The organism is Streptomyces sp. A2-16 (assembly GCF_018128905.1).
Taxonomy (GTDB): domain Bacteria; phylum Actinomycetota; class Actinomycetes; order Streptomycetales; family Streptomycetaceae; genus Streptomyces.
This window is the reverse complement of record NZ_CP063808.1, coordinates 6833009-6852686: the sequence shown is the minus strand read 5'-3', so window position 1 is coordinate 6852686 and position 19678 is coordinate 6833009. Positions and strand designations below refer to the sequence as shown.

Annotated in this window: 14 protein-coding genes; 9 read left to right on the top strand and 5 right to left on the bottom strand. The window is 69.6% G+C overall.

Annotated features, from left to right (window positions below):
• Positions 1 to 36 precede the first annotated feature (36 nt).
• Positions 37 to 2901, top strand: coding sequence for a DEAD/DEAH box helicase (locus tag IOD14_RS30775; protein ID WP_123988070.1), 2865 nt, complete (start codon positions 37 to 39; stop codon positions 2899 to 2901).
• Here the strand turns inward: IOD14_RS30775 and atzF are convergent.
• Genes atzF through IOD14_RS30755 form a run of 4 tightly spaced genes read right to left on the bottom strand, consistent with a single transcriptional unit; the run spans position 2883 to position 9587 of the window.
• Entirely contained in the window at positions 2883 to 4544 is a 1662-nt protein-coding gene (gene atzF / locus IOD14_RS30770; RefSeq protein WP_212672094.1) for an allophanate hydrolase, read from the bottom strand. The two genes, IOD14_RS30775 and atzF, sit on opposite strands and share 19 nt — an antisense overlap.
• Positions 4545 to 4585: 41 nt before the next feature.
• Positions 4586 to 8131: a 5-oxoprolinase/urea amidolyase family protein gene (locus tag IOD14_RS30765; RefSeq protein WP_212672093.1), complete on the bottom strand. Its 3546-nt coding sequence runs from the start codon at positions 8129 to 8131 to the stop codon at positions 4586 to 4588.
• Positions 8128 to 8766 carry an urea amidolyase associated protein UAAP2 gene (locus IOD14_RS30760; RefSeq protein WP_123988067.1) on the bottom strand — a complete coding sequence of 213 codons (639 nt, stop codon included), beginning with the start codon at positions 8764 to 8766 and terminating at the stop codon, positions 8128 to 8130. The genes IOD14_RS30765 and IOD14_RS30760 overlap by 4 nt, the downstream gene beginning before the upstream one ends.
• A complete protein-coding gene (locus IOD14_RS30755; protein WP_212672092.1) occupies positions 8763 to 9587 on the bottom strand; it encodes an urea amidolyase associated protein UAAP1 in 825 nt (274 codons plus the stop codon). Before IOD14_RS30755 ends, IOD14_RS30760 begins: the two co-directional genes overlap by 4 nt.
• Before the next feature lie 340 nt (positions 9588 to 9927).
• On the opposite strand from IOD14_RS30755, the gene IOD14_RS30750 reads away from it, so the two are divergent.
• From IOD14_RS30750 to IOD14_RS30725, 6 genes are all read left to right on the top strand, one after another.
• Positions 9928 to 10569, top strand: a complete 642-nt coding sequence (locus tag IOD14_RS30750) for a TetR/AcrR family transcriptional regulator (protein ID WP_123988065.1) — start codon at positions 9928 to 9930, stop codon at positions 10567 to 10569.
• A 328-nt stretch (positions 10570 to 10897) separates the two neighbouring features.
• The gene (locus IOD14_RS30745) at positions 10898 to 12487 is read left to right on the top strand and encodes an ATP-binding protein (protein WP_212672091.1); all 1590 of its coding nucleotides are present in this window, start codon (positions 10898 to 10900) and stop codon (positions 12485 to 12487) included.
• Positions 12484 to 12891 (top strand): roadblock/LC7 domain-containing protein, encoded by a 408-nt coding sequence (locus IOD14_RS30740; protein WP_007380839.1) that lies wholly within the window; start codon positions 12484 to 12486, stop codon positions 12889 to 12891. The genes IOD14_RS30745 and IOD14_RS30740 overlap by 4 nt, the downstream gene beginning before the upstream one ends.
• Positions 12888 to 13310, top strand: a complete 423-nt coding sequence (locus IOD14_RS30735; RefSeq protein WP_212672090.1) for a DUF742 domain-containing protein — start codon at positions 12888 to 12890, stop codon at positions 13308 to 13310. The genes IOD14_RS30740 and IOD14_RS30735 overlap by 4 nt, the downstream gene beginning before the upstream one ends.
• Positions 13291 to 13911, top strand: a complete 621-nt coding sequence (locus IOD14_RS30730) for an ATP/GTP-binding protein (RefSeq protein WP_212672089.1) — start codon at positions 13291 to 13293, stop codon at positions 13909 to 13911. Before IOD14_RS30735 ends, IOD14_RS30730 begins: the two co-directional genes overlap by 20 nt.
• Positions 13908 to 15458, top strand: a complete 1551-nt coding sequence (locus tag IOD14_RS30725; protein WP_249126106.1) for a cytochrome P450 — start codon at positions 13908 to 13910, stop codon at positions 15456 to 15458. Before IOD14_RS30730 ends, IOD14_RS30725 begins: the two co-directional genes overlap by 4 nt.
• 18 nt (positions 15459 to 15476) lie before the next feature.
• Here IOD14_RS30725 and IOD14_RS30720 read toward each other — a convergent pair whose 3' ends face one another.
• On the bottom strand, positions 15477 to 16418 hold the full coding sequence (locus tag IOD14_RS30720; RefSeq protein ID WP_212672088.1) for an RluA family pseudouridine synthase: 942 nt from the start codon (positions 16416 to 16418) through the stop codon (positions 15477 to 15479).
• 782 nt (positions 16419 to 17200) lie between these two features.
• Here IOD14_RS30720 and IOD14_RS30715 point away from each other — a divergent pair.
• The gene (locus IOD14_RS30715) at positions 17201 to 18250 is read left to right on the top strand and encodes a hypothetical protein (RefSeq protein ID WP_212672087.1); all 1050 of its coding nucleotides are present in this window, start codon (positions 17201 to 17203) and stop codon (positions 18248 to 18250) included.
• Between the two features lie 57 nt (positions 18251 to 18307).
• Positions 18308 to 19669 (top strand): cytochrome P450, encoded by a 1362-nt coding sequence (locus tag IOD14_RS30710; RefSeq protein ID WP_212672086.1) that lies wholly within the window; start codon positions 18308 to 18310, stop codon positions 19667 to 19669.
• Positions 19670 to 19678 lie beyond the last annotated feature (9 nt).

Here is a 19678-nt window from a genome sequence, read left to right as displayed (position 1 = left end):
CGTGAAGGCCAGGTTTCGCGAACCTGGATCCGGATAATGATCGTCCTGTTGTCAGTGGCGCCCGGTACGCTCGAAAGCACGATGACAGAGGACCTCTCCCCGGCCGAGCGGTACGCGGCAGCCCGCCTGCGGGCAGCCGAGCAGGCCACCGCGCTCGCGGGCTTCCGCGAGATGTACGACTTCGGTCTCGACCCCTTCCAGATCGAGGCCTGCCGGGCTCTCGAAGCCGGCAAGGGCGTGCTGGTGGCCGCCCCCACCGGCTCCGGCAAGACGATCGTCGGCGAGTTCGCCGTCCACCTCGCCCTCCAGCAGGGCAAGAAGTGTTTCTACACGACACCCATCAAGGCGCTGTCGAACCAGAAGTACGCGGACCTGAGCCGCCGTTACGGCGCCGACAAGGTCGGTCTGCTCACCGGCGACAACAGCGTCAACTCCGACGCCCCCGTGGTCGTGATGACCACCGAGGTCCTGCGGAACATGCTGTACGCGGGCTCGCAGACCCTCCTCGGCCTCGGATACGTGGTCATGGACGAGGTGCACTACCTCTCCGACCGCTTCCGGGGCGCCGTGTGGGAAGAGGTGATCATCCACCTGCCCGAGTCGGTGACCCTGGTGTCGCTGTCGGCGACCGTGTCCAACGCCGAGGAGTTCGGCGACTGGCTCGACACCGTGCGCGGCGACACCCAGGTGATCGTCTCCGAGCACCGGCCCGTGCCGCTGTTCCAGCACGTCCTCGCCGGGCGGCGGATGTACGACCTGTTCGAGGAGGGCGAGGGCAACAAGAAGGCCGTCAACCCCGATCTCGCGCGGCTGGCCCGGATGGAGGCGCAGCGGCCCTCGTACCAGGACCGCAGACGCGGCCGGGCGATGCGCGAGGCGGACCGGGAGCGCGAGCGCCGTCAGCGGTCCCGGGTGTGGACGCCGAGCCGGCCCGAGGTCATCGAGCGCCTCGACGCCGAGGGCCTGCTGCCCGCCATCACCTTCATCTTCAGCCGCGCCGCGTGCGAGGCGGCCGTACAGCAGTGCCTGTACGCGGGACTGCGGCTGAACGACGACGAGGCGCGCGGCAAGGTGCGCGCCCTCGTCGAGGAGCGCACCGCGTCGATCCCGACCGAGGACCTCCACGTCCTCGGGTACTACGAATGGCTGGAGGGCCTGGAGCGCGGCATCGCGGCCCACCACGCGGGCATGCTGCCGACTTTCAAGGAGGTCGTCGAGGAGCTCTTCGTGCGCGGCCTGGTCAAGGCCGTGTTCGCGACCGAGACGCTCGCCCTGGGCATCAACATGCCGGCGCGTTCGGTGGTGCTGGAGAAGCTCGTCAAGTGGAACGGCGAGCAGCACGCCGACATCACGCCCGGCGAGTACACCCAGCTGACCGGGCGCGCGGGGCGGCGCGGCATCGATGTCGAGGGCCACGCGGTGGTGCTGTGGCAGCGTGGGAGCAGCCCGGAGCATCTGGCGGGACTGGCGGGCACGCGTACGTATCCGCTGCGCTCCAGCTTCAAGCCGTCGTACAACATGGCGGTCAATCTCGTGGAGCAGTTCGGCCGGCACCGCTCGCGTGAGCTCCTGGAGACGTCCTTCGCGCAGTTCCAGGCCGACAAGTCGGTCGTGGGCATCTCGCGTCAGGTGCAGCGCAACGAGGAGGGCCTGGACGGCTACAAGGCCTCCATGACCTGCCACCTCGGCGACTTCGAGGAGTACGCGCGGCTGCGCCGCGAGCTCAAGGACCGGGAGACGGAGCTGGCCCGGCAGGGGGTCGCCCAGCGGCGGGCCGAGGCGGCCGTCGCGCTGGAGAAGCTCAAGCCGGGTGACGTCATCCACGTGCCGACGGGCAAGTACGCCGGTCTCGCCCTGGTCCTGGACCCGGGCCTGCCCGCCGGCCGGTCCAACGGCCACCGGGGCTTCGATCACCATGACGGTCCGCGCCCGCTGGTGCTGACCGCCGAGCGGCAGGTCAAGCGGCTCGCGTCGATCGACTTCCCCGTGCCGGTCGAAGCACTGGAGCGGATGCGGATCCCGAAGTCGTTCAACCCGCGCTCGCCGCAGTCCCGTCGGGACCTGGCCTCCGCGCTGCGCACCAAGGCAGGGCACATTCCGCCGGAGCGGGCGCGGAAGCAGCGGTCGCAGGCCGCCGACGACCGCGAGATCGCGCGGCTGCGGACGGCGATCCGGGCGCATCCCTGCCATGGGTGCAACGACCGGGAGGACCACGCCCGTTGGGCCGAGCGCTACCACCGGCTGCTGCGCGACACCTCACAGCTGGAGCGGCGCATCGAGGGGCGTACGAACACGATCGCGCGGACCTTCGACCGGATCGTGGCCCTGCTGACCGAGCTGGACTATCTGCGCGGCGACGAGGTCACCGAGCACGGCAAGCGGCTGGCCCGTCTGTACGGCGAGCTCGATCTGCTGGCCAGCGAGTGCCTGCGGGAAGGCGTCTGGGAGGGGCTCGGCCCCGCCGAACTGGCCGCGTGCGTGTCGGCGTTGGTGTACGAGGCCCGCGTGGGCGACGACGCCATGGCGCCCAAGCTGCCGTCCGGCAAGGCCAAGGCCGCGCTCGGGGAGATGGTGCGGATCTGGGGGCGGCTGGACGCGCTCGAGGAGGACTTCCGGATCAGCCAGACGGAAGGGGTGGGCCAGCGCGAGCCCGACCTCGGGTTCGCCTGGGCCGCCTACATGTGGGCTTCCGGCAAGGGGCTCGACGAGGTGCTGCGGGAGGCGGAGATGCCGGCCGGGGACTTCGTGCGGTGGTGCAAGCAGGTGATCGACGTGCTGGGGCAGATCTCCGCGGCGGCTCCTGTGTCGGGTGGTGACGGGTCCTCCTCCGTCGCGAAGAACGCGCGCAAGGCCGTTGATCTGTTGCTGCGGGGGGTCGTGGCCTACTCGTCGGTGGGGTGACGGTTGGTCAGATAGGAACGCCAGCCTCCGTACTGCGTGATGTCCTCGGCGTCCGTCAGGGCGCCGGGTTCGCAGAGGAAGCCGGGGACTCGGCCTCCGTCCGACAGTTCGACGCTGCCCAGGGTCATCGGGCGGGGGAGTGACGCCAGGAGCCGGCCGAGACCTTCCGCCGGGAGGCGCCACACCTCGGCCTCGATCGGTGCGCCGCCCTCGCCCACGTGGACCAGGCCCGGCTTCGGGGGGTCTGTGCGCAGGGCGTGCAGGCGGTAGACCGGGGCCGTGGTCGTCGTACGGTCCAGGCGGGCGCCCAGCGCCAGGAGTTGGGCGTTCAGGGGCTGGCCCGTCAGATGGGCGCCGACCACCGCCAGCCGTGTCTCCGGCCGGAGCAGGCCCGCGATCCTCGCCAGGCGTTCGTCGGTGTGGGCCGGGCCGATCAGCATCACGCCGAACGGGAGGCCGCCGACCTCGCCGGACGGGACCGCGACTGCGGCCAGGTCGAAGAGGTTCGTGGAGTTGGTGAAGCGGCCCAGGCGGGCGTTTGCGCCCAGGGGGTCGGCGGCGACCTCGGCGAGGGTGGGGTGGCCGGGGGTGGTGGGCAGGAGAAGGGCGTCCGCGTCGGCCAGCTCCTCCAGAGCCCGGGCCCGCAGGGTGCTCAGGCGGTCCATGTCGGCGTAGAGCTGGTGGGCCGGGAGGTCCCGGGCCCGAGTGATGATCGCGGCGACCGTGGGGTCCAGGGACGCGTCGTTCGCTGCCATCGCCTTGTCGACAAAGGCACCCACGGCTGTGTAGCGCTCGGCCACGAAGGCGCCCTCGTAGAGCATCGCCGCCGCCTCCGTGAAGGGCGTGAGGTCGAGCTCGCGCACCGCCGCGCCGGCCCTGACCAGCTGGTCCACGGCCTCCTCGTACGCCTGCGCCCAGCCCTTGTCCAGTTCGCCCAGCTGCTCGCGCGCGGGGACCGCGATCCGCCAGGGTCCGGGCCGGCGGCCGGGAAGCGAGGGGGCCGTCCCGGTCGTCATGTGGGACAGCGCCTGCTCGGCCTCCGGGAGGGTGCGGGCGAACACCGTCACGCAGTCGATCGAGGCGCAGGCCGGGACGACCCCGGCGGTGGGGACCAGGCCGCGGGTGGGCTTGAGGCCGACGATGCCGTTGAAGGCGGCCGGGACCCGGCCCGAGCCCGCCGTGTCGGTGCCGAGGGCGAAGTCGACGATGCCGAGGGCCACGGCGACCGCGGAGCCGGAGCTGGAGCCGCCGCTGACGCGGGACGGGTCGTGGGCGTTGCGGACCGCGCCGTGCGGGGAGCGGGTGCCGACCAGGCCCGTCGCGAACTGGTCCAGGTTCGTCGTGCCGAGCACGATCGCGCCCGCCGCGCGGAGACCGGCGATCACCGGGGCATCGGCCTCGGGGTGGTAGGCGTACGACGGACAGCCCGCGGTCGTGGGCAGGCCGGCCACGTCGATGTTTCCCTTGGCGGCGAACAGGCGGCCCGCGAGGGGCAGTCGCTCGCCCCGCGCGAGCCGTTGTTCGATCGTGCGGGCCTCCCGCTCGACCTCGTCCCGCGGGCGCAGATCGATCCAGATCTCGGGGCGGTCCACGGCCTCGACGCGGTCGTAGGCGGCACGGACCCGGTTGACGGTGCTGGACATGGCTCGCTCCTCTTTCACTGTGCCGGCGGGGCCAGGACGTTTCACTGTGCCGGCGGGGCCAGGACGAGCAGCGCCGTCCCCGCCTCCACCTGGTCGCCCGGCCTGGCCAGGATCTCCACGACCACGCCGGCCGCCGGGGCGTGCACTCTGGACTCCATCTTCATCGCCTCCAGAGCGAGGAGCGGCTGGCCGGCCGTCACCTCGTCGCCAGGCTCGACGTTCAACTGCCATACGGAGGCCGCGAATTCGGCCTCGATCAGGCGACCGCCCGCGGGGACCGCGATGTCGGCGGGGGCGGGCGCCGGCGTGGACGCCGACTCGGCCCGTGCGAACTCGCCCGCCGCCTCCCACGCGTCCCGCTCCGCGCCGAAGGCGGCCTGCTGGAGCGCCCTGAACTCCGCTATGGACTCGGCGTTCTCGGCGAGGAAGGTCTGGTACTCGGCGAGCGAGAAGGTGCCTTCCTCGATGCGGGGCACGAAGCGGCCGGACGTGATGTCGGCGCGCAGCTGCAGGAGTTCGTCCGCGTCCACCGGATACCACTTGATGCGGTCGAAGAAGCGCAGCAGCCACGGCGAGCCCGCCTCGAACGCGCCGCGCTGCTGCCAGGGCGACCACACCTGGGTCGTACGGCCCACGAACTGGTAGCCGCCGGGGCCCTCCATGCCGTAGATGCACAGATACGCGCCGCCGATGCCGACCGAGTTCTCGGCCGTCCAGGTGCGCGCCGGGTTGTACTTGGTGGTCACCAGGCGGTGGCGCGGGTCGAGCGGGGTGGCCACCGGGGCGCCGAGGTAGACGTCGCCCAGGCCCAGCACGAGGTACTCGGCGTCGAAGACCGTGCGGTAGACGTCGTTCACCGAGCCGAGGCCGTTGACGCGGCGGATGAACTCGATGTTCCACGGGCACCAGGGCGCGTCGTCGCGGACGCCCGCCATGTAGCGGGCGATCGCCTCGCGGGTGGCCGGGTCGTCCCAGGAGAGCGGGAGGTGGACCGTGCGGGAGGGGACGACCAGCTCGTCGGACGGCGGGAGGGCCGTGGTGATCTCCCTTACGGCGGCGAGGAGTTCGTGCTGGGACAGGCGGCTCGGATCCGTCTGGATCTGGAGGGAGCGGATGCCGGGTGTGAGGTCGGTGATGCCGTCCGGGCCCTGTTCGGCCACGGCCTCCATCAGTGCGTGGACGCGCATGCGCAGCGCCAGGTCCAGCTGCATGGGTCCGAACTCGACGAGCAGGTTGTCGTCGCCGCTGCGGCGGTACGTCACATCGCCGTCGCGCGCGAGGACGCCGCCGTCCATGATGGCCGGGCGCGCGGAGCCGTCCGTGTCGACCGGGACGAAGCGGACCGTGTCACCGGGGCGCAGCTGGCCCAGCTTCCAGCGTTCGGTGCTGATGACGGTCGCCGGGCACACGAAACCGCCCAGCGAGGGCCCGTCCGGGCCGAGCAGCACCGGCATGTCGCCCGTGTAGTCGACCGCGCCGACCGAGTACGGGGTGTCGTGGATGTTGGACGGGTGCAGGCCCGCTTCGCCGCCGTCGGCGCGGGCCCAGCGGGGCTTGGGACCGACCAGACGGACTCCGGTGCGGGCCGAGTTGAAGTGGACCTTCCAGTCGGCGGCGTAGAAGTCGCGGATGTCGTCCTCGGTGAAGAACTCCGGGGCGGCGTGCGGGCCTTCGACGGCGGCGATGTGCCAGGTGGAGGTGTAGGAGGGGCGGTCGAGGACCGCGGTGCCCACTGCCTCGGTGCTTCCGGGAAGCGCGTCCCCGGTGCCCGCTGCCTCGGTGCCTCCGTGCAGCACGTCCCCGGTGCGCAGCGCCCGGCCCCCGTGTCCGCCGAAGCGGCCCAGCGTGAAGGTGCTCGCGCTGCCGAGGAAGGCGGGGACGTCCAGGCCGCCCGCGAAGAGGACGTAGGTGCGCAGGCCGTGCTCCGCGGGGGCGCCCACCTCCAGGGTTCCGCCCGCGGGCACCTGGAGGGGCTCCCACTGCGGGACCGGGGTGCCGTCCACGGTGACGGCGGCCGGGGCACCCGTCACGCAGACGGTCGTGCGGTGGGTGAACCTCAACGACGGTCCCTGCAGGGTGCATTCGAGGCCGGGGGCGCCCTCCGGGTTGCCCAGCGCCCGGTTGCCGAGCCGGAAGGAACGGTCGTCCATCGGCCCGCACGGCGGAACGCCCACCTGCCAGTAGCCGGTGCGGCCGGGCCAGTCCTGGACCGTGGTGAGCGTGCCGGCGGCCACGACCTCGACGCGCGGGGTCGGATCCTGGACCGTGGCGAGGGTCGCCGTGGAATGCGCGCCCGCCTTGAAGTCGGTGTGCGCCAGCGCCGCCCGGACCAGGCCCAGGTTGGTCTCGATGCCGTCGACGCGGGTGCGTGCCAGGGCTTCGTCCAGCCGCTGGAGCGCGTGGGCGCGGTCCGGGCCGTACGCGATGACCTTCGCGAGCATCGGGTCGTACGACGTCGTCACCTCGGTGCCGGTCTCCACCCAGCCGTCGACACGCACCCCGGTGGGGAACTCGACCCGCGTCAACAGGCCCGCGCTGGGCCGGTGTTCGCGTGAGGGGTCCTCGGCGTAGACGCGGGCCTCGACGGCGTGGCCGCGCGGCGGGCCCGGCTCGCGCACGACGTCCCGCTCGCCCCGGGCCAGGCGGAGCATCCAGGCGACCAGGTCGACGCCGTAGATCTCCTCGGTGACCGGATGCTCCACCTGCAGACGGGTGTTGACCTCCAGGAAGTAGACCTCCTCACGGGCGGCGTCGTAGACGAACTCGACGGTTCCCGCGGAGCGGTAGCCGACGGCGGTGCACAAGTCGCGTGCGCTGTCCGTGAGTTGTGTGCGAACGTGCGGGGGCAGGCCCGGGGCCGGGGCCTCCTCCAGGACCTTCTGGTTGCGGCGCTGGAGAGAGCAGTCGCGGTCGCCGAAGGTGACGATCCCGCCCTCGCCGTCACCGAAGACCTGCACCTCGACATGGCGGGCGTGCTCGACGAGCCGTTCCAGGAAGACGCCGGCCGAGGAGAAGGAGGCGGCCGCGACGCGCTGCACCCGGTCCCAGGCGTCGGTCAGTTCGGCGGCGGAGTGGCAGGCGGACATGCCGATGCCGCCACCACCGCCGGTGGCCTTGAGCATGACGGGATAGCCGATGGCTCCCGCGGCCTCGAGGGCTGCGTCGACGGAGGGCAGCAGTCCCGTCCCCGGTGCCAGGGGCACCCCGGCCGCCTCCGCGGCCGCCCGTGCCGTGTGCTTCGCGCCGAACAGCTCCAACTGCTCCGGCGTCGGACCCACGAACACGATCCCCGCGTCCTCGCAGCGGCGGGCGAACGCGGCGTCCTCGGACAGGAAGCCGTAGCCGGGGTGGATGGCGCCCGCGCCGGAGTCCTTGGCCGCCTTCAGCACCAGGTCGGCGTCGAGGTACGACTCCTTCGCGGGCGCCGGGCCCAGGCGCACGGCCCGGTCGGCGAGCCGGACGTGGGGTGCGGCGCGGTCGGCGTCGGAGTACACCGCGACCGTGCGCAGGCCGAGTTCGCGGGCCGTGCGGATGATCCGGACCGCTATCTCGCCCCGGTTGGCGATGAGGAGGGTGTCGAAGGTCATCGGGCGGCACCGATCGTCATCTGCACGGGTGTGGGGTCGAAGCCGTTGCAGGGGTTGTTGATCTGGGGGCAGTTGGAGACGAGGACGAGGACGTCGCGCTCGGCGCGCAGGGTCAGGGTCAGGCCCGGGGCGGAGATGCCGTCGACGATGCCGAGGGTGCCGTCCTGCTCGACGGGGACGTTCATGTACCAGTTGATGTTGGAGACGAGGTCGCGCTTGCCGAGGCCGTGCTTCGCGCCCTCGGCGAGGAAGTTGTCCACGCACGCGTGCTGCGACCAGGTGTGGTGGCCGTAGCGCAGGGTGTTCGACTCCTTGGAGCAGGCGCCGCCGACGGTGTCGTGGCGGCCCACGTCGTCGGCGGTGACCGTCATCAGCGGGGTGTGCTCGCCGGACATCAGCACGCTGCCCGTGGTGAGGAAGATGCCGCCCTGTGCCTGGATGGTGTCGGGGGCGCTGTAGCGGACCGCCGTGTCGTGGGCGTCGTAGACGAGGAAGTCCACGGCTTGGTTGCCGTGCAGGTCGGTGATGGTGAGCGTCTCGCCCTCGCGGATGACGGACGACCAGGCGGCACGGGCCGGGACGACTGTCCTCCTGAGCGTTGCTTCGGCCTTCGGGAGTGTCTCCTCGGGCTTCATGCGCGTCCCTTCGAGGCGAGGAATTCGGCGGTGTTGAGGAAGGCGCGGCGGCCTTCGGGGGTGGCGTCCCACAGGGCGTCGCCGGCGCGGGTGGGCGCGGCGCGCCAGGCGAGGACCTCCAGGGAGGTGCTGACGTAGTCGGGGCGGAGGTCGGCCGGATGGGGGACGTTCGCGATCAGTACGGTCACGTCCTGCTCGGCGCGGAGAGTGACGCTGCTGCCGGGGCCGGCCGAGCCGGTGAAGTCGAGGGTGCCGTCCTCGCGGATCCGGACGCCTTGGAAGAAGGAGAGCGAGGGCGGCAGGTCGCGGGGTTCGAGGCCGTTCTTCGCGGCCGCCAGCTTGAAGAGCTCGCGGCCCGCGGGGGAGGGGCTCTGGGGGGTGCCGTCGCCGTAGCGCTCGGTGTTGCGGACGAGGGTGGACGTGCCGCACAGGGCGTCATGGCGACCGGAGGAGTCGGCGACGACGCTCGCGAGGACACGGCCCTGGTCGGACAGGAGCAGCTGTCCCTCACCGAGGTACGCGTTCCACTGGACCTTGACCGTGTCGGCGACGTTCAGACGCTCCCAGGGGCGCCCTTCCGCGTACAGGAGGACATGGGCGCAGGCGTCTCCGTGCAGGTCCGTGAGGCGCAGTTCGGTGCCGCGGGCGAGGACGCGGTGGGTGTAGTTGCCGCCCGCGACCGTCTCCGCCCACACCAGGGGGCCTGCCATGGCCGGGGGGTCCGGCCAGTCGCCGGCCGGGACGACGGGCATGGCCTCGGCGCGGGTGCCCTCCTGGGCGCGAGCATGGTCTCGGGCTCCGTACGTGGTCTCTGTGGCCATGGCGGGACCTCCGGCTCCGGGGGGTGTTTCTGTCGCTCGACAGAAATTAGGGCGGGGGTAGGTCGGGGGGATTGCCCGGGTGTTGCGGGGTGGTTACCGGGGGCTCACGGGGGTGTGGGGCGGTGTGGTGCGGTGCCGTTCGGTGTGTTGGGGTGTGGCTGGGTGGGGTGTGTTGGGGTGTCGTTCGGTTCGGTGGTCGTGCTGTTCGCCGTGGGCCCGGGGTGGTGTCGCTGGTGCGCGTGCCGACGAGTGGTGGCCGGCGGTGGACGGGTGCCGTGCCGGCTGGTGGCGCGGCGAGCGGCCGACACCCCCGTACGCTCCGTGTGCGAGGATCGAACGCATGGGTACGACAGGTGGTGCGGCGGAGTCCGGGCGTCGGGTCGGCAGGCCGCGGGCCGCGCGGCGGCCGGACAGCGGGCTGGCGCCACGTGAGGAACTCCTCGTCGCCGCAGCCGAGTTGTTCACCTCCCTCGGCTATGCCGCGACCAGCACCCGGGCCGTTGCCGAGCGCGCGGGCATGCGCCAGGCGTCCATGTACCACTACGTCTCCGGCAAGGAGGAGCTCCTCGCCGAGCTCCTGGAGTCCACCGTCACGCCCTCGCTGGTGTACGCCCGTGAGCTGCTCGCCGACGACACGGCCCCGCCGGAGAACCGGCTGTGGGAGCTGTGCCGTGCGGACGTCGAGGTGCTGTGCGGGGGGCCGTACAACCTCGGCGGGCTCTACCTGCTGCCCGAGGTGCGCGCCGAGCGCTTCGCCGGCTTCCATGCGGTCCGCGCCGAACTCAAGGACGCCTACCGGCAGTTGCTGGCCGCGACGGCCGCGGGTGGCGCCCTCGCCAAGAACGAGCTCGATCTGCGCACGGACCTGCTGTTCGGCCTGATCGAGGGTGTGATCCTCGTCCACCGCTCCGACCCCGAGCGACCGGTCTCGGTCTTCGCGGAGGCCACCGCGGACGCGGCCCTGCGCATCGCGGGCGTCTGAGCTCGGTGCGCTGAGCTCGGTGCGCTGAGCTCGGTGCGCTGAGCCCGGCGCGCTGAGCCCGCCACCCGGTCGGAAGCCGATCTTCACCCGTCACGGTGGGTGATTTCCGTACGCGCGTGCCCCATGACTCGCCGTGTTCGGTTGATGTCAGAGCGTGTAAATGGGCCGAGGGTACTCCAGTCGCAATGCCCGTTTCAGGCGCTTGCTGAATATGACACGGCGATGATCCGGTCGGACTAAGCTCGCCCGCAGCGCACCGAGTTGATGTGTATTCGTGCGCTTGTTCCCTATATGTGCGACTCCCCGTCGATACGTCTCAGAGGGCCCCATGGTGAGTGTTCAATCCCCCCCAGGACGCCGTGAACTGCCGTATGCGCGCGTACTGTTGCTCCCCGCCATAGTCATGGCCGCGGCGACCGGGACCGGTGTCGCGCTGGTGCAGCAGCCGGCCAGGGTCGCCGTGGGCTGGTGCGGTGCCGTCGCCACGCTGCTGGTGATCGCCGTGGCGGCCGAGGCGGTGCGGCGCGGTCGCGAGCTGCGCGACCAGCGACTCGAGCACCTGCGTCACACGGCTCACCTGCAGCAGCGCATCGCCGACCACGACCAGGACCTCGTCCGGTTCGCCAAGGAGATCGCGCCCACCGCGCTGGACTGGCTGCGCCGCGGAAGTTCCCCCGGAGAGGTGATTCGCCAACTCGGCGAGTACGACCCCGCGTGGGCGAACCTGCCCGAGCCGCAGATCCGGCTGCTGAAGACGGTGCTCACCATCGTCGACACCGAGGAGATCATGCGCGACGCCGCGCAGCGCTCCTTCGTGAACATCGCCCGCCGTGTCCAGGCCATCGTCCACCAGCAGGCCAACGAACTGCGGGAGATGGAGGAAGACCATGGCCGCAACCCCGAGGTCTTCGACGACCTCCTGCGCATCGACCACGGCACCGCGCTGATCGGCCGGCTCGCCGACTCCATCTCCGTCCTCGGCGGCGGCCGCCCCGGCCGCCAGTGGCCCGAGCCCGTCGCGCTCTACAGCGTGCTGCGCGGCGCCATGTCCCGGATCCTGGAGTACCGGCGCATCGACCTGTCCTCGATCGCCAAGGTCAACGTCAAGGGCACCGCCGTCGAGCCGGTCATCCACGCGGCGGCCGAACTCCTCGACAACGCCACGCGCTACTCCCCGCCGCAGAGCAAGGTGCACGTCACCGCCACCGAGGTGCAGACCGGCGTCTGCATCGAGATCGAGGACGCCGGCGTCAGCCTCAGCGAGGAGGCCCGCCTGCGCGCCGAGGGCATGCTGGAGCGCGCCAAGGCCGGCGTGGACCTCCAGGACCTGGGCGAGTCGCCGCGCCTCGGCCTCGCCGTCGTGGGCCGGCTCTGCCAGGCGTACGACATGCAGGTCTCCCTGCGTGCCTCCGCGTACGGCGGCGTCCGCGCGATCCTCGTCGTGCCCAGCGACATGCTCACCGACGAGCCCGGTGTCGGACTCGCCCACGGCATCGGCGCCACCGCCGTGCCCAAGGCCGAACTCGGCGCGCTGCCCGGGCCCAAGCGCACCATCAAGAAGCGCCGCCCCACCAGCCCCAAGTTCACGACCCCGGTTTCCATGGAGGACGACGTCCCCGAGGTCACCGAGTGGACCGCCAACGGGCTGCCGCAGCGCCGCAGCCGGGTCAAGACCTCGCTCACCCAGCGCTACGCCGAACAGGCCGAGATCGAACGCGCCGAGCGCGAGGGCAAGCCGACCATCTGGTCGACGGCCGGGCGCGAACCGGAGCCCGAGCCGAAGCCGGACGACACCCCGCCGGGCCTGTGGGTCCAGGCGTTCATGGATGGGCTCAAGCGCCCCACCGCTTCCGCAGTCACCCAGCCGACCGACGAACCGGCCCGTACCGAGGCCGAAGACGAGGGGAACCTCAAGTGATCCAGCAGCGAGGCAACTTCGACTGGATGCTCCAGGACCTCGCCAAAGGCGTACCGGGCATCCAGATGATCGTGGTGCTCTCCGCCGACGGCCTGCGCATCGCCCGCCACGGCGGTGACCCCGACACCGCCGACCGCGTCGCCGCCGCATGCGCGGGTCTGCAGAGCCTGGCGGGCGCCGTCGCCGGGGAGATCCCGGGCAGCGACGGCAAGATGAAGATGGTCCTCATCGAGATCCACGGGGGCTACTTCTACCTGATGGCCGCCGGCCCCAACGCCTATCTGGCGGTGCTCTCCGACATCATCACCGAGCCCGGCCACATGAGCGCTCGCATGAGCGACCTGGTCGTCCGAATCGGCGCGCACCTGACCAGTCCGCCCCGACGCAACGGGCAGACCGTATGACTCCTCCGCAACGCCGACGGCGATTCCCCAAGGCCAGTCCGGAACCGGCACCGCAACCCCCGCAGGAGGCCCAGGACCCGCCCGAGGGACCGAAGAAGAACCCCGAGCGGCTGTACGTCATCACCGGCCCCGACGGAGCCGAGCGCTCGGAGCTCGACCTGGTCACCTTAATCGTGGCGCACGCCGACCCACCGCCTTCCGCCACGCCCGAGCAGGCGGCGCTGCTCAGGCTCTGCACGGCCCCCCTGTCCGTGGCCGAGCTGTCCGCCTATCTCAGCCTGCCGTTCAGCGTGGTGACCGTCCTGCTCACCGAGCTGCTGACGGCCGAACTGGTGACGGCGCGCGCCCCTGTGATCCGCCAGGCGCTTGCCGACCGTTCCCTCCTCGAAGCGGTGATGCATGGACTTCAACGGCTCTGACACCATCCCCGGTCCGCGTACCGAGGACCACCTCCCCCAGACCGCCCAGGCCGCGGTGAAGATCGTCATCGTCGGCGGCTTCGGCGTCGGCAAGACGACCATGGTCGGCTCGGTCAGCGAGATCAAACCGCTGACCACCGAGGAGACCATGACCCAGGCCGGCATCGGGGTCGACGACAACTACGGCTCGGAGACCAAGACGGCCACCACCGTGGCCATGGACTTCGGCCGCATCAGCATCACCGAGCAACTGGTGCTGTACCTCTTCGGCACCCCCGGCCAGGAACGCTTCTGGTTCCTGTGGAACGGGCTGTTCGAAGGCGCGCTCGGCGCGGTCGTCCTGGTCGACACCCGCCGCCTGGAAGTCAGTTTCGACGTCATGGGCCGCCTGGAGGAGCGCGGTGTGCCCTTCGTCGTCGCTGTCAACACCTTCCCTGACGGCCCCCGTTACGACATCGAGGAGCTGCGCACCGCGCTCGACCTCAGCGAGGAGATCCCGATCCTCGAATGCGACGCGCGACGGCGGGCGTCCAGCCGGGACGTGCTGATGACGCTGCTGCGGTTCCTGCACTCACTGACGACGGAGAAGACACCGGCATGATCCGGAGACCAGCGCGCCTGACCCACCTTCCTGTACAGCAGATCTACTTCAGTTCCGGAGCGACCATCGTGACGTCTGAATCCCTTTACCCGGCCGGCACGGACCACGCCACATCCGTCCCGCCCCCCGGTTGCCCCGCGCACGGCATCGGACCCGGCGGGCTGCGTCGGTTGTACGGCCCTGATGCGGAGGATCTCGGAGCTGTGTACGAAGAGCTCCGCGACCGGTACGGCACGGTGGCCCCCGCACTGCTTCACGACGACGTGCCGATCTGGGTCGTGCTCGGGCATGGCGAAAACATGCACATGGTGCGCACGCCGTCGCAGTTCTGCCGTGACACCCGGCAATGGAGCGCTCTGCGGGACGGCAGCGTCAAGCCCGACCATCCACTCATGCCGCACATCGCATGGCAGCCCATCTGCTGCCACGCTGAGGGCGACGAGCATCGGCGGCTGCGCGGCGCGGTCACCGGTGCCATGTCGACCATTGACCACCGGGGTATTCGCCGCTACGCGAACCGTGCGACCCAGCTCCTCGTCAACAAGTTCTGCGAGGAGGGCAGAGCAGACCTGGTCAGCCAGTTCGCCGAGCACCTGCCGATGGCGGTGATGTGCGAGATCCTGGGCATGCCCGAGGAGTACGGCGAACGCATCGTGCAGGCCGCCCGCGACATGCTCAAGGGCACCGAGACCGCCATCGCCAGCAACGAGTACATCATGGACGCCCTGACCCGGCTCACCGTCCGTCGCCGAGCCGAACCCAAGGAAGACTTCACCAGCCACCTGATCAAACATCCGGCGCGGCTCACCGATGAGGAGATCAGCCAGCATCTGCGGGTCGTCCTGATCGCCGCGTACGAGACCACCGCCAACCTCATCGCCAACGTACTGCGCATGGTGCTCACCGACCCGCGGTTCCGTGCTCAGCTCAACGGCGGCCAGATGACGGTGCCGGAGGCGGTCGAGCAGTCACTGTGGGACGAGCCTCCGTTCAGCACGATCCTGCCGTACATCGCCAAGCAGGACACGGAGCTGGGTGGTCAGCGGATCCGTACCGGCGACGCCCTTCTCTTCGGTATCGCGCCGGGCAATGTCGACCCACGCGTCCGTCCCGACCTCAAGGCCAACATGCAGGGCAATCGCGCCCACCTGGCTTTCGGCGGCGGCCCCCACGAATGTCCGGGACAGGACATTGGTCGTGCCATCGCCGACGTAGGCGTCGACGCCCTGCTGACTCGTCTCCCTGACGTTCAACTCGCCTGCGAAGAGGAGGAGTTGCGCTGGCGGTCCTTCATCCTGAATCGGCATCTGGTGGAGCTGCCGGTGAAGTTCGAGCCGAAGCCTCAACAGGACACACAGCAACCCTCTCTCAACCCAATGCCGCTGCGGCGTTCCGCCAACTGGCAGGTCGGCACGGTACGGACAGAGTCTGCTGAACCACGGCCTACGACTCCGGAGCCCGTCCCCGTTACGTCGGCGGCGGCGTCCCAGTCGGTCAACCACCCGAGCCTGCTCCGACGCTTCCTGCGCTGGTGGCGAGGGGAGTGAACGGATCGGACGTCGAGCTCACGCGGCCCACGCGTCGTACGAGGACCAGGATTGCAGCACACGTGGGCTGACGAACCGGTGCTCGCACCCCGTGACCGGATCAGTGAACTCCAGTACCCTCGCCAGCAGTTGAAGTGGCCGTCGGAAGTCACCGGCGGCCACCGGGTCGGTCACTACCGGGTAGAGGGGGTCTCCGAGGATCGGCACCCCCAAAGTGCTCATGTGTACTCTCAGTTGATGCGTTTGCCCGGTATGCGGTGTCAGCCGATACCGGGCAAGCGCACCTCGGTTCTCCAGCAACTCGACCGTGCTGACGGCGTTGGTCTCGCCCTCGACCTCGCGGGCCGCCATCACTCCACGTTCCTTGAGGATGCGGCTGCGCACCGTGCGCGGCAGTTCCAGTGCCGGGTCGTACGGGGCCACAGCCTCGTACACCTTTCTGACCTGCTTGTCTCGGAACAGCGACTGGTACGCGCCACGCTCCTCGGGCCGTACGACGAACAGCACGAGCCCGGCCGTCAGCCGGTCCAGCCGGTGTGCCGCGCCCAGAGCCGGCACCCCCAGGTCGCGGCGCAGACGTGCCAGAGCGGTCTCGGCGACATGGCTGCCGCGCGGAGTGGTGGCAAGGAAATGCGGTTTGTCGGCCACCACCACGTGTTGGTCGCGGTACATGACGTCGATCTGGAAGGGCACTTCCTCCTCGTCGGGTAGTTCCCGGTGGAACCACACGAACATCCCCGGTACGTACGACGCGTCCTTGGACACAGGACGGCCGGTGGCGTCCACGATCAGGCCCGCGGCGAACATGTCGTCGATCATGTCGGCTCCGGCCGTCAGCCGCGCCACGAGATGATCCCGTACGGTCGCACAGACTTCTCCGGCCGGTAGTCGCAAACGCACCGGGTCCACTCCGTCACGCTGCGGCAGAGGAGAAGGTGGGTATGGTGTACGGCGTCTCATTACAAGCAAGGGTAAGAGGTCCGCACCGGGAGGCAGCGCCGCGTAGGCATGGGTCTCCGTGTTCGACACCACGGTGCTCCGGCTCAGCGCCGTAGGCGCCGGCGCGGGGGCGCGTACAGCAGTGCAAGAGTTCGACTGGCCGGGCGGCGCGATTGCGTGATCACGTACGCGCTCCCATGCGCCCCCATGCGATCGCTTGTACCCGTGTGGCGGGCTTGCGTCTACTGGGAGTCGTCCGCAACTCCATGGCCTTGCAACATTCGTAGTCCTGACGACGTGGACCTCGTGGGAGTCTCCATGGTCACCGCTCGACCGTCAGTCCTCGCCCGTGATCTCGAATTGCTTCGCCCGACGCCGTATGTCCTGTGTCGGCATGAGCTCGACAACTACGCCGGCAGAGCCCTCGGGCCGCAATCGGTCCAAGGCTGCGCAGTCTGTTCGCTCAGTGATCCAACACGCGCCCGAGGTGGCCGACCCCACGAGTAGCGCCTCTTCTTGCAATGGTCGGGGCGGGCGCATATGCCGTCGTGACGGATCGGGTGGCGCACACTTCCGGTCAGAACCGAACTGCGATGTGATGAAAGGGCGTACGACAGGAGCAAGCGCGTTGAGATCGCGCGATCACGGAAGGGGGAGGCCTGTGCCGTCGCGCGCCGTGACTGCTGCCGTACGCACCCTCTCGAGGGTCGCTCGCGGCGAGCACGCAGACGGAAGCACACTCGTAAGAGCCCCGTGAGGACCGCTTGCCCATCTACTCCGGTGCTACAGACATGGAGGATTCAGTGCTCGCCACGATTCCGACGTATGCGGACCCCACCCCCCCTGCCGTAAGCCCGTACGCCCTAAGGGTCGAGGAATACGTCCGTACACTTGGATGGAGCCTTGGACTGACAGAGACGGAGGATGGTCGGGCGCGGTTGGAGGCAGGTTATGGGAACTTCGTCGCCTGGACTTATCCGGAAGCTTCGTTCCGCGACCTTTGCCTCTGCGCGGAATGGCTTTTCTTCACGTTCATACTGGACGACCTGCACACACTGAAGGTCTATGACGCACCGGAAGCGTGGGTACCCGTCCATCGTCGCCTGATGGACATCATCAACGACGGAATGGACCCCGCGCCTCCACGGGATCAGACACCCTTCACCAAGGCACTCACGAATCTGTCCATCCGCACACGCGAAAGACTCTCGCCTGGTCTTCGCACACGACTGAACCGGCATCTGGATCTGTTCTTCCAGGGGTTTGCCGAGGAGTCCGAGAACCGGTTCCGTGGAACACCCCCGGGTATCGACAGTTTCACCCATACCAGGCGGTTGTCCGTTGGTATGGAGTTCGGGTTCGACCTGGTCGAACTGAGTCAGGGCATGGAAGTGCCGCAAGACGTATACGAGACGAGCCTGTTCCGGGAGATCGTCGAAGCCGCAAGCGATGTGGTCGCGTGGCAGAACGACTTGCACTCACTTCACCTGGACCAGCAACGCGGTGATTTCCACAACGTTGTCATCGTCATGCAGCACGCCGATGGAATCTCGCTCCAGGATGCCATCGACTCGACGGTCGCCAAGGTGCAGGGTCGTGTGGCCGACTTCCTGGCCGCCGAGGAGAGGCTCGCGCCTTTCCTGGAGGCCCGGGGTCTGGCACGTGCCGCCTGCGAGGACATCTTGAAGGTCACCGCAGGAATGCGGCAGTGGACCAACGGGTGCCTCCACTGGTACCGGAACACCACTCGCTATGCGATCCCGACCGCTCCGGGCGAACTGGGTCAGCAGCACGACTATCTTCAGGTGTTGCTCCCGAGGCTGGATCGTGTTCCCCGGCAGGGTTGCCGTTGAGTGATCGGTTCGCCGGCCCGGCCACATCTGGATCGACAAGAAGGGGAACCAAGCGCTATGGCAACGAACCATGGAGGCATCATTCGCGCGCCCGGGGGACTGCCTATCATCGGGCATCTGTTTCCCCTGCTCCGCGATCCGCTGCGTTTCCTGAACACCCTGCCGGCCCACGGTGATCTGGTGCAGATAAAGTTAGGTCCGCAAACGGCCGTCGTGGTCTGCCGACCTGAACTCGTTCAGGAGGTTCTGCTGAACGACCGAATATACGACAAGGGCGGGCCGATCATAGAGCGGGTCGGAAACGCACTCGGGGACGGCATCGCCTCCTGCCCGCACAATGCTCACCGAAGGCAGCGGCGCAGCCTGCAGCCGGCCTTTTCGCGCACCTGCCTGCGCGAATACGCCGCCATCATGACCGACCGGATCGACGTGCTGGCGACCGGTTGGAGCGATGGTGAGACCATCGAGGTGGGCACGCAGATGTATGCCCTCGCGAGCGACACCATCGCCCGGACGTTGTTCAAAGCTGAAGCCGCGGCACCCGCGGTGGACGCCGTGACCATCAGCCTTCCGGACATCTTCCGGGGCATCTATCAACAGGCCGTTCTCCCACCTCTGTTGCGGCGTCTGCCGCTTGCACCGAACAGGCGCTACGAACGGGCCCGCAACCGGGCATGGGCCGCGGTCAGCAAAACCATCAGCCTGTATCGCCAGGGCGGTGAGGTCCACAGCGATGTGCTGTCAATGCTTCTCAAGACGCGCGACGACGAGGGGGCGCCCCTCAGCGACAGCGAGATCCATGCGCAGATCATGACGCTGCTTGTCGCGGGCATCGACACCACGGCAGTGGCCCTCACCTGGGCAGTCCACCTGTTGTGCCAACACCCGGATCTGCAAGAGCGATTGCGCGTCGAGACGGCCGAGGTGCTCGGTACCCGAACGGCGACCTGGGAGGACCTGCCCCGGCTGGACCTTGCACGGAGGGTCATCACCGAGACGCTGCGCCTGTACCCTCCGGGGTGGATCTTCACGCGGACGACCACCACCGAAGCCCGGCTGTCGGACGCTGTGGTTCCGTCCGGTACCACCCTTGTCTACAGCCCGTATCTTCTGCACCACGACGCACGGTTCAACCCGCAGCCTGACAGTTTCGATCCTGACCGCTGGCTCCCGGAGCGGGAACAGGTCCGTGGCGCGCTCATCCCGTTCGGGGGAGGGGCGCGCAAGTGCCTCGGCGACAACTATGCGATGACCTTGGCGACACTGGCCCTGGCCACGATCGTGACCCGCTGGCGACTCTCGCACGGTGACGGCCGGGAGCCCTGCGTCGAACCTCGTATGACCTTGTCGCCTCGCAGGGTTGAGGTCCGGGTGGAGAGCCTGGAGAGCGAGCCCGTGACGCAGGGCGTCCGGCCGTAGGCCATCGAC

Excerpts from the sequence above, each read along its gene's own strand:
- IOD14_RS30755 (WP_212672092.1), bottom strand. The coding sequence starts at position 9,587 with ATGGCCACAGAGACCACGTACGGAGCCCGAGACCATGCTCGCGCCCAG.
- IOD14_RS30710 (WP_212672086.1), top strand. The coding sequence starts at position 18,308 with ATGGCAACGAACCATGGAGGCATCATTCGCGCGCCCGGGGGACTGCCT.
- IOD14_RS30745 (WP_212672091.1), top strand. The coding sequence starts at position 10,898 with ATGGTGAGTGTTCAATCCCCCCCAGGACGCCGTGAACTGCCGTATGCG.
- IOD14_RS30750 (WP_123988065.1), top strand. The coding sequence starts at position 9,928 with ATGGGTACGACAGGTGGTGCGGCGGAGTCCGGGCGTCGGGTCGGCAGG.
- IOD14_RS30775 (WP_123988070.1), top strand. The coding sequence starts at position 37 with ATGATCGTCCTGTTGTCAGTGGCGCCCGGTACGCTCGAAAGCACGATG.
- IOD14_RS30760 (WP_123988067.1), bottom strand. The coding sequence starts at position 8,766 with ATGAAGCCCGAGGAGACACTCCCGAAGGCCGAAGCAACGCTCAGGAGG.
- IOD14_RS30765 (WP_212672093.1), bottom strand. The coding sequence starts at position 8,131 with ATGACCTTCGACACCCTCCTCATCGCCAACCGGGGCGAGATAGCGGTC.
- IOD14_RS30735 (WP_212672090.1), top strand. The coding sequence starts at position 12,888 with ATGACTCCTCCGCAACGCCGACGGCGATTCCCCAAGGCCAGTCCGGAA.
- IOD14_RS30725 (WP_249126106.1), top strand. The coding sequence starts at position 13,908 with ATGATCCGGAGACCAGCGCGCCTGACCCACCTTCCTGTACAGCAGATC.
- IOD14_RS30720 (WP_212672088.1), bottom strand. The coding sequence starts at position 16,418 with ATGAGACGCCGTACACCATACCCACCTTCTCCTCTGCCGCAGCGTGAC.
- atzF (WP_212672094.1), bottom strand. The coding sequence starts at position 4,544 with ATGTCCAGCACCGTCAACCGGGTCCGTGCCGCCTACGACCGCGTCGAG.
- IOD14_RS30730 (WP_212672089.1), top strand. The coding sequence starts at position 13,291 with ATGGACTTCAACGGCTCTGACACCATCCCCGGTCCGCGTACCGAGGAC.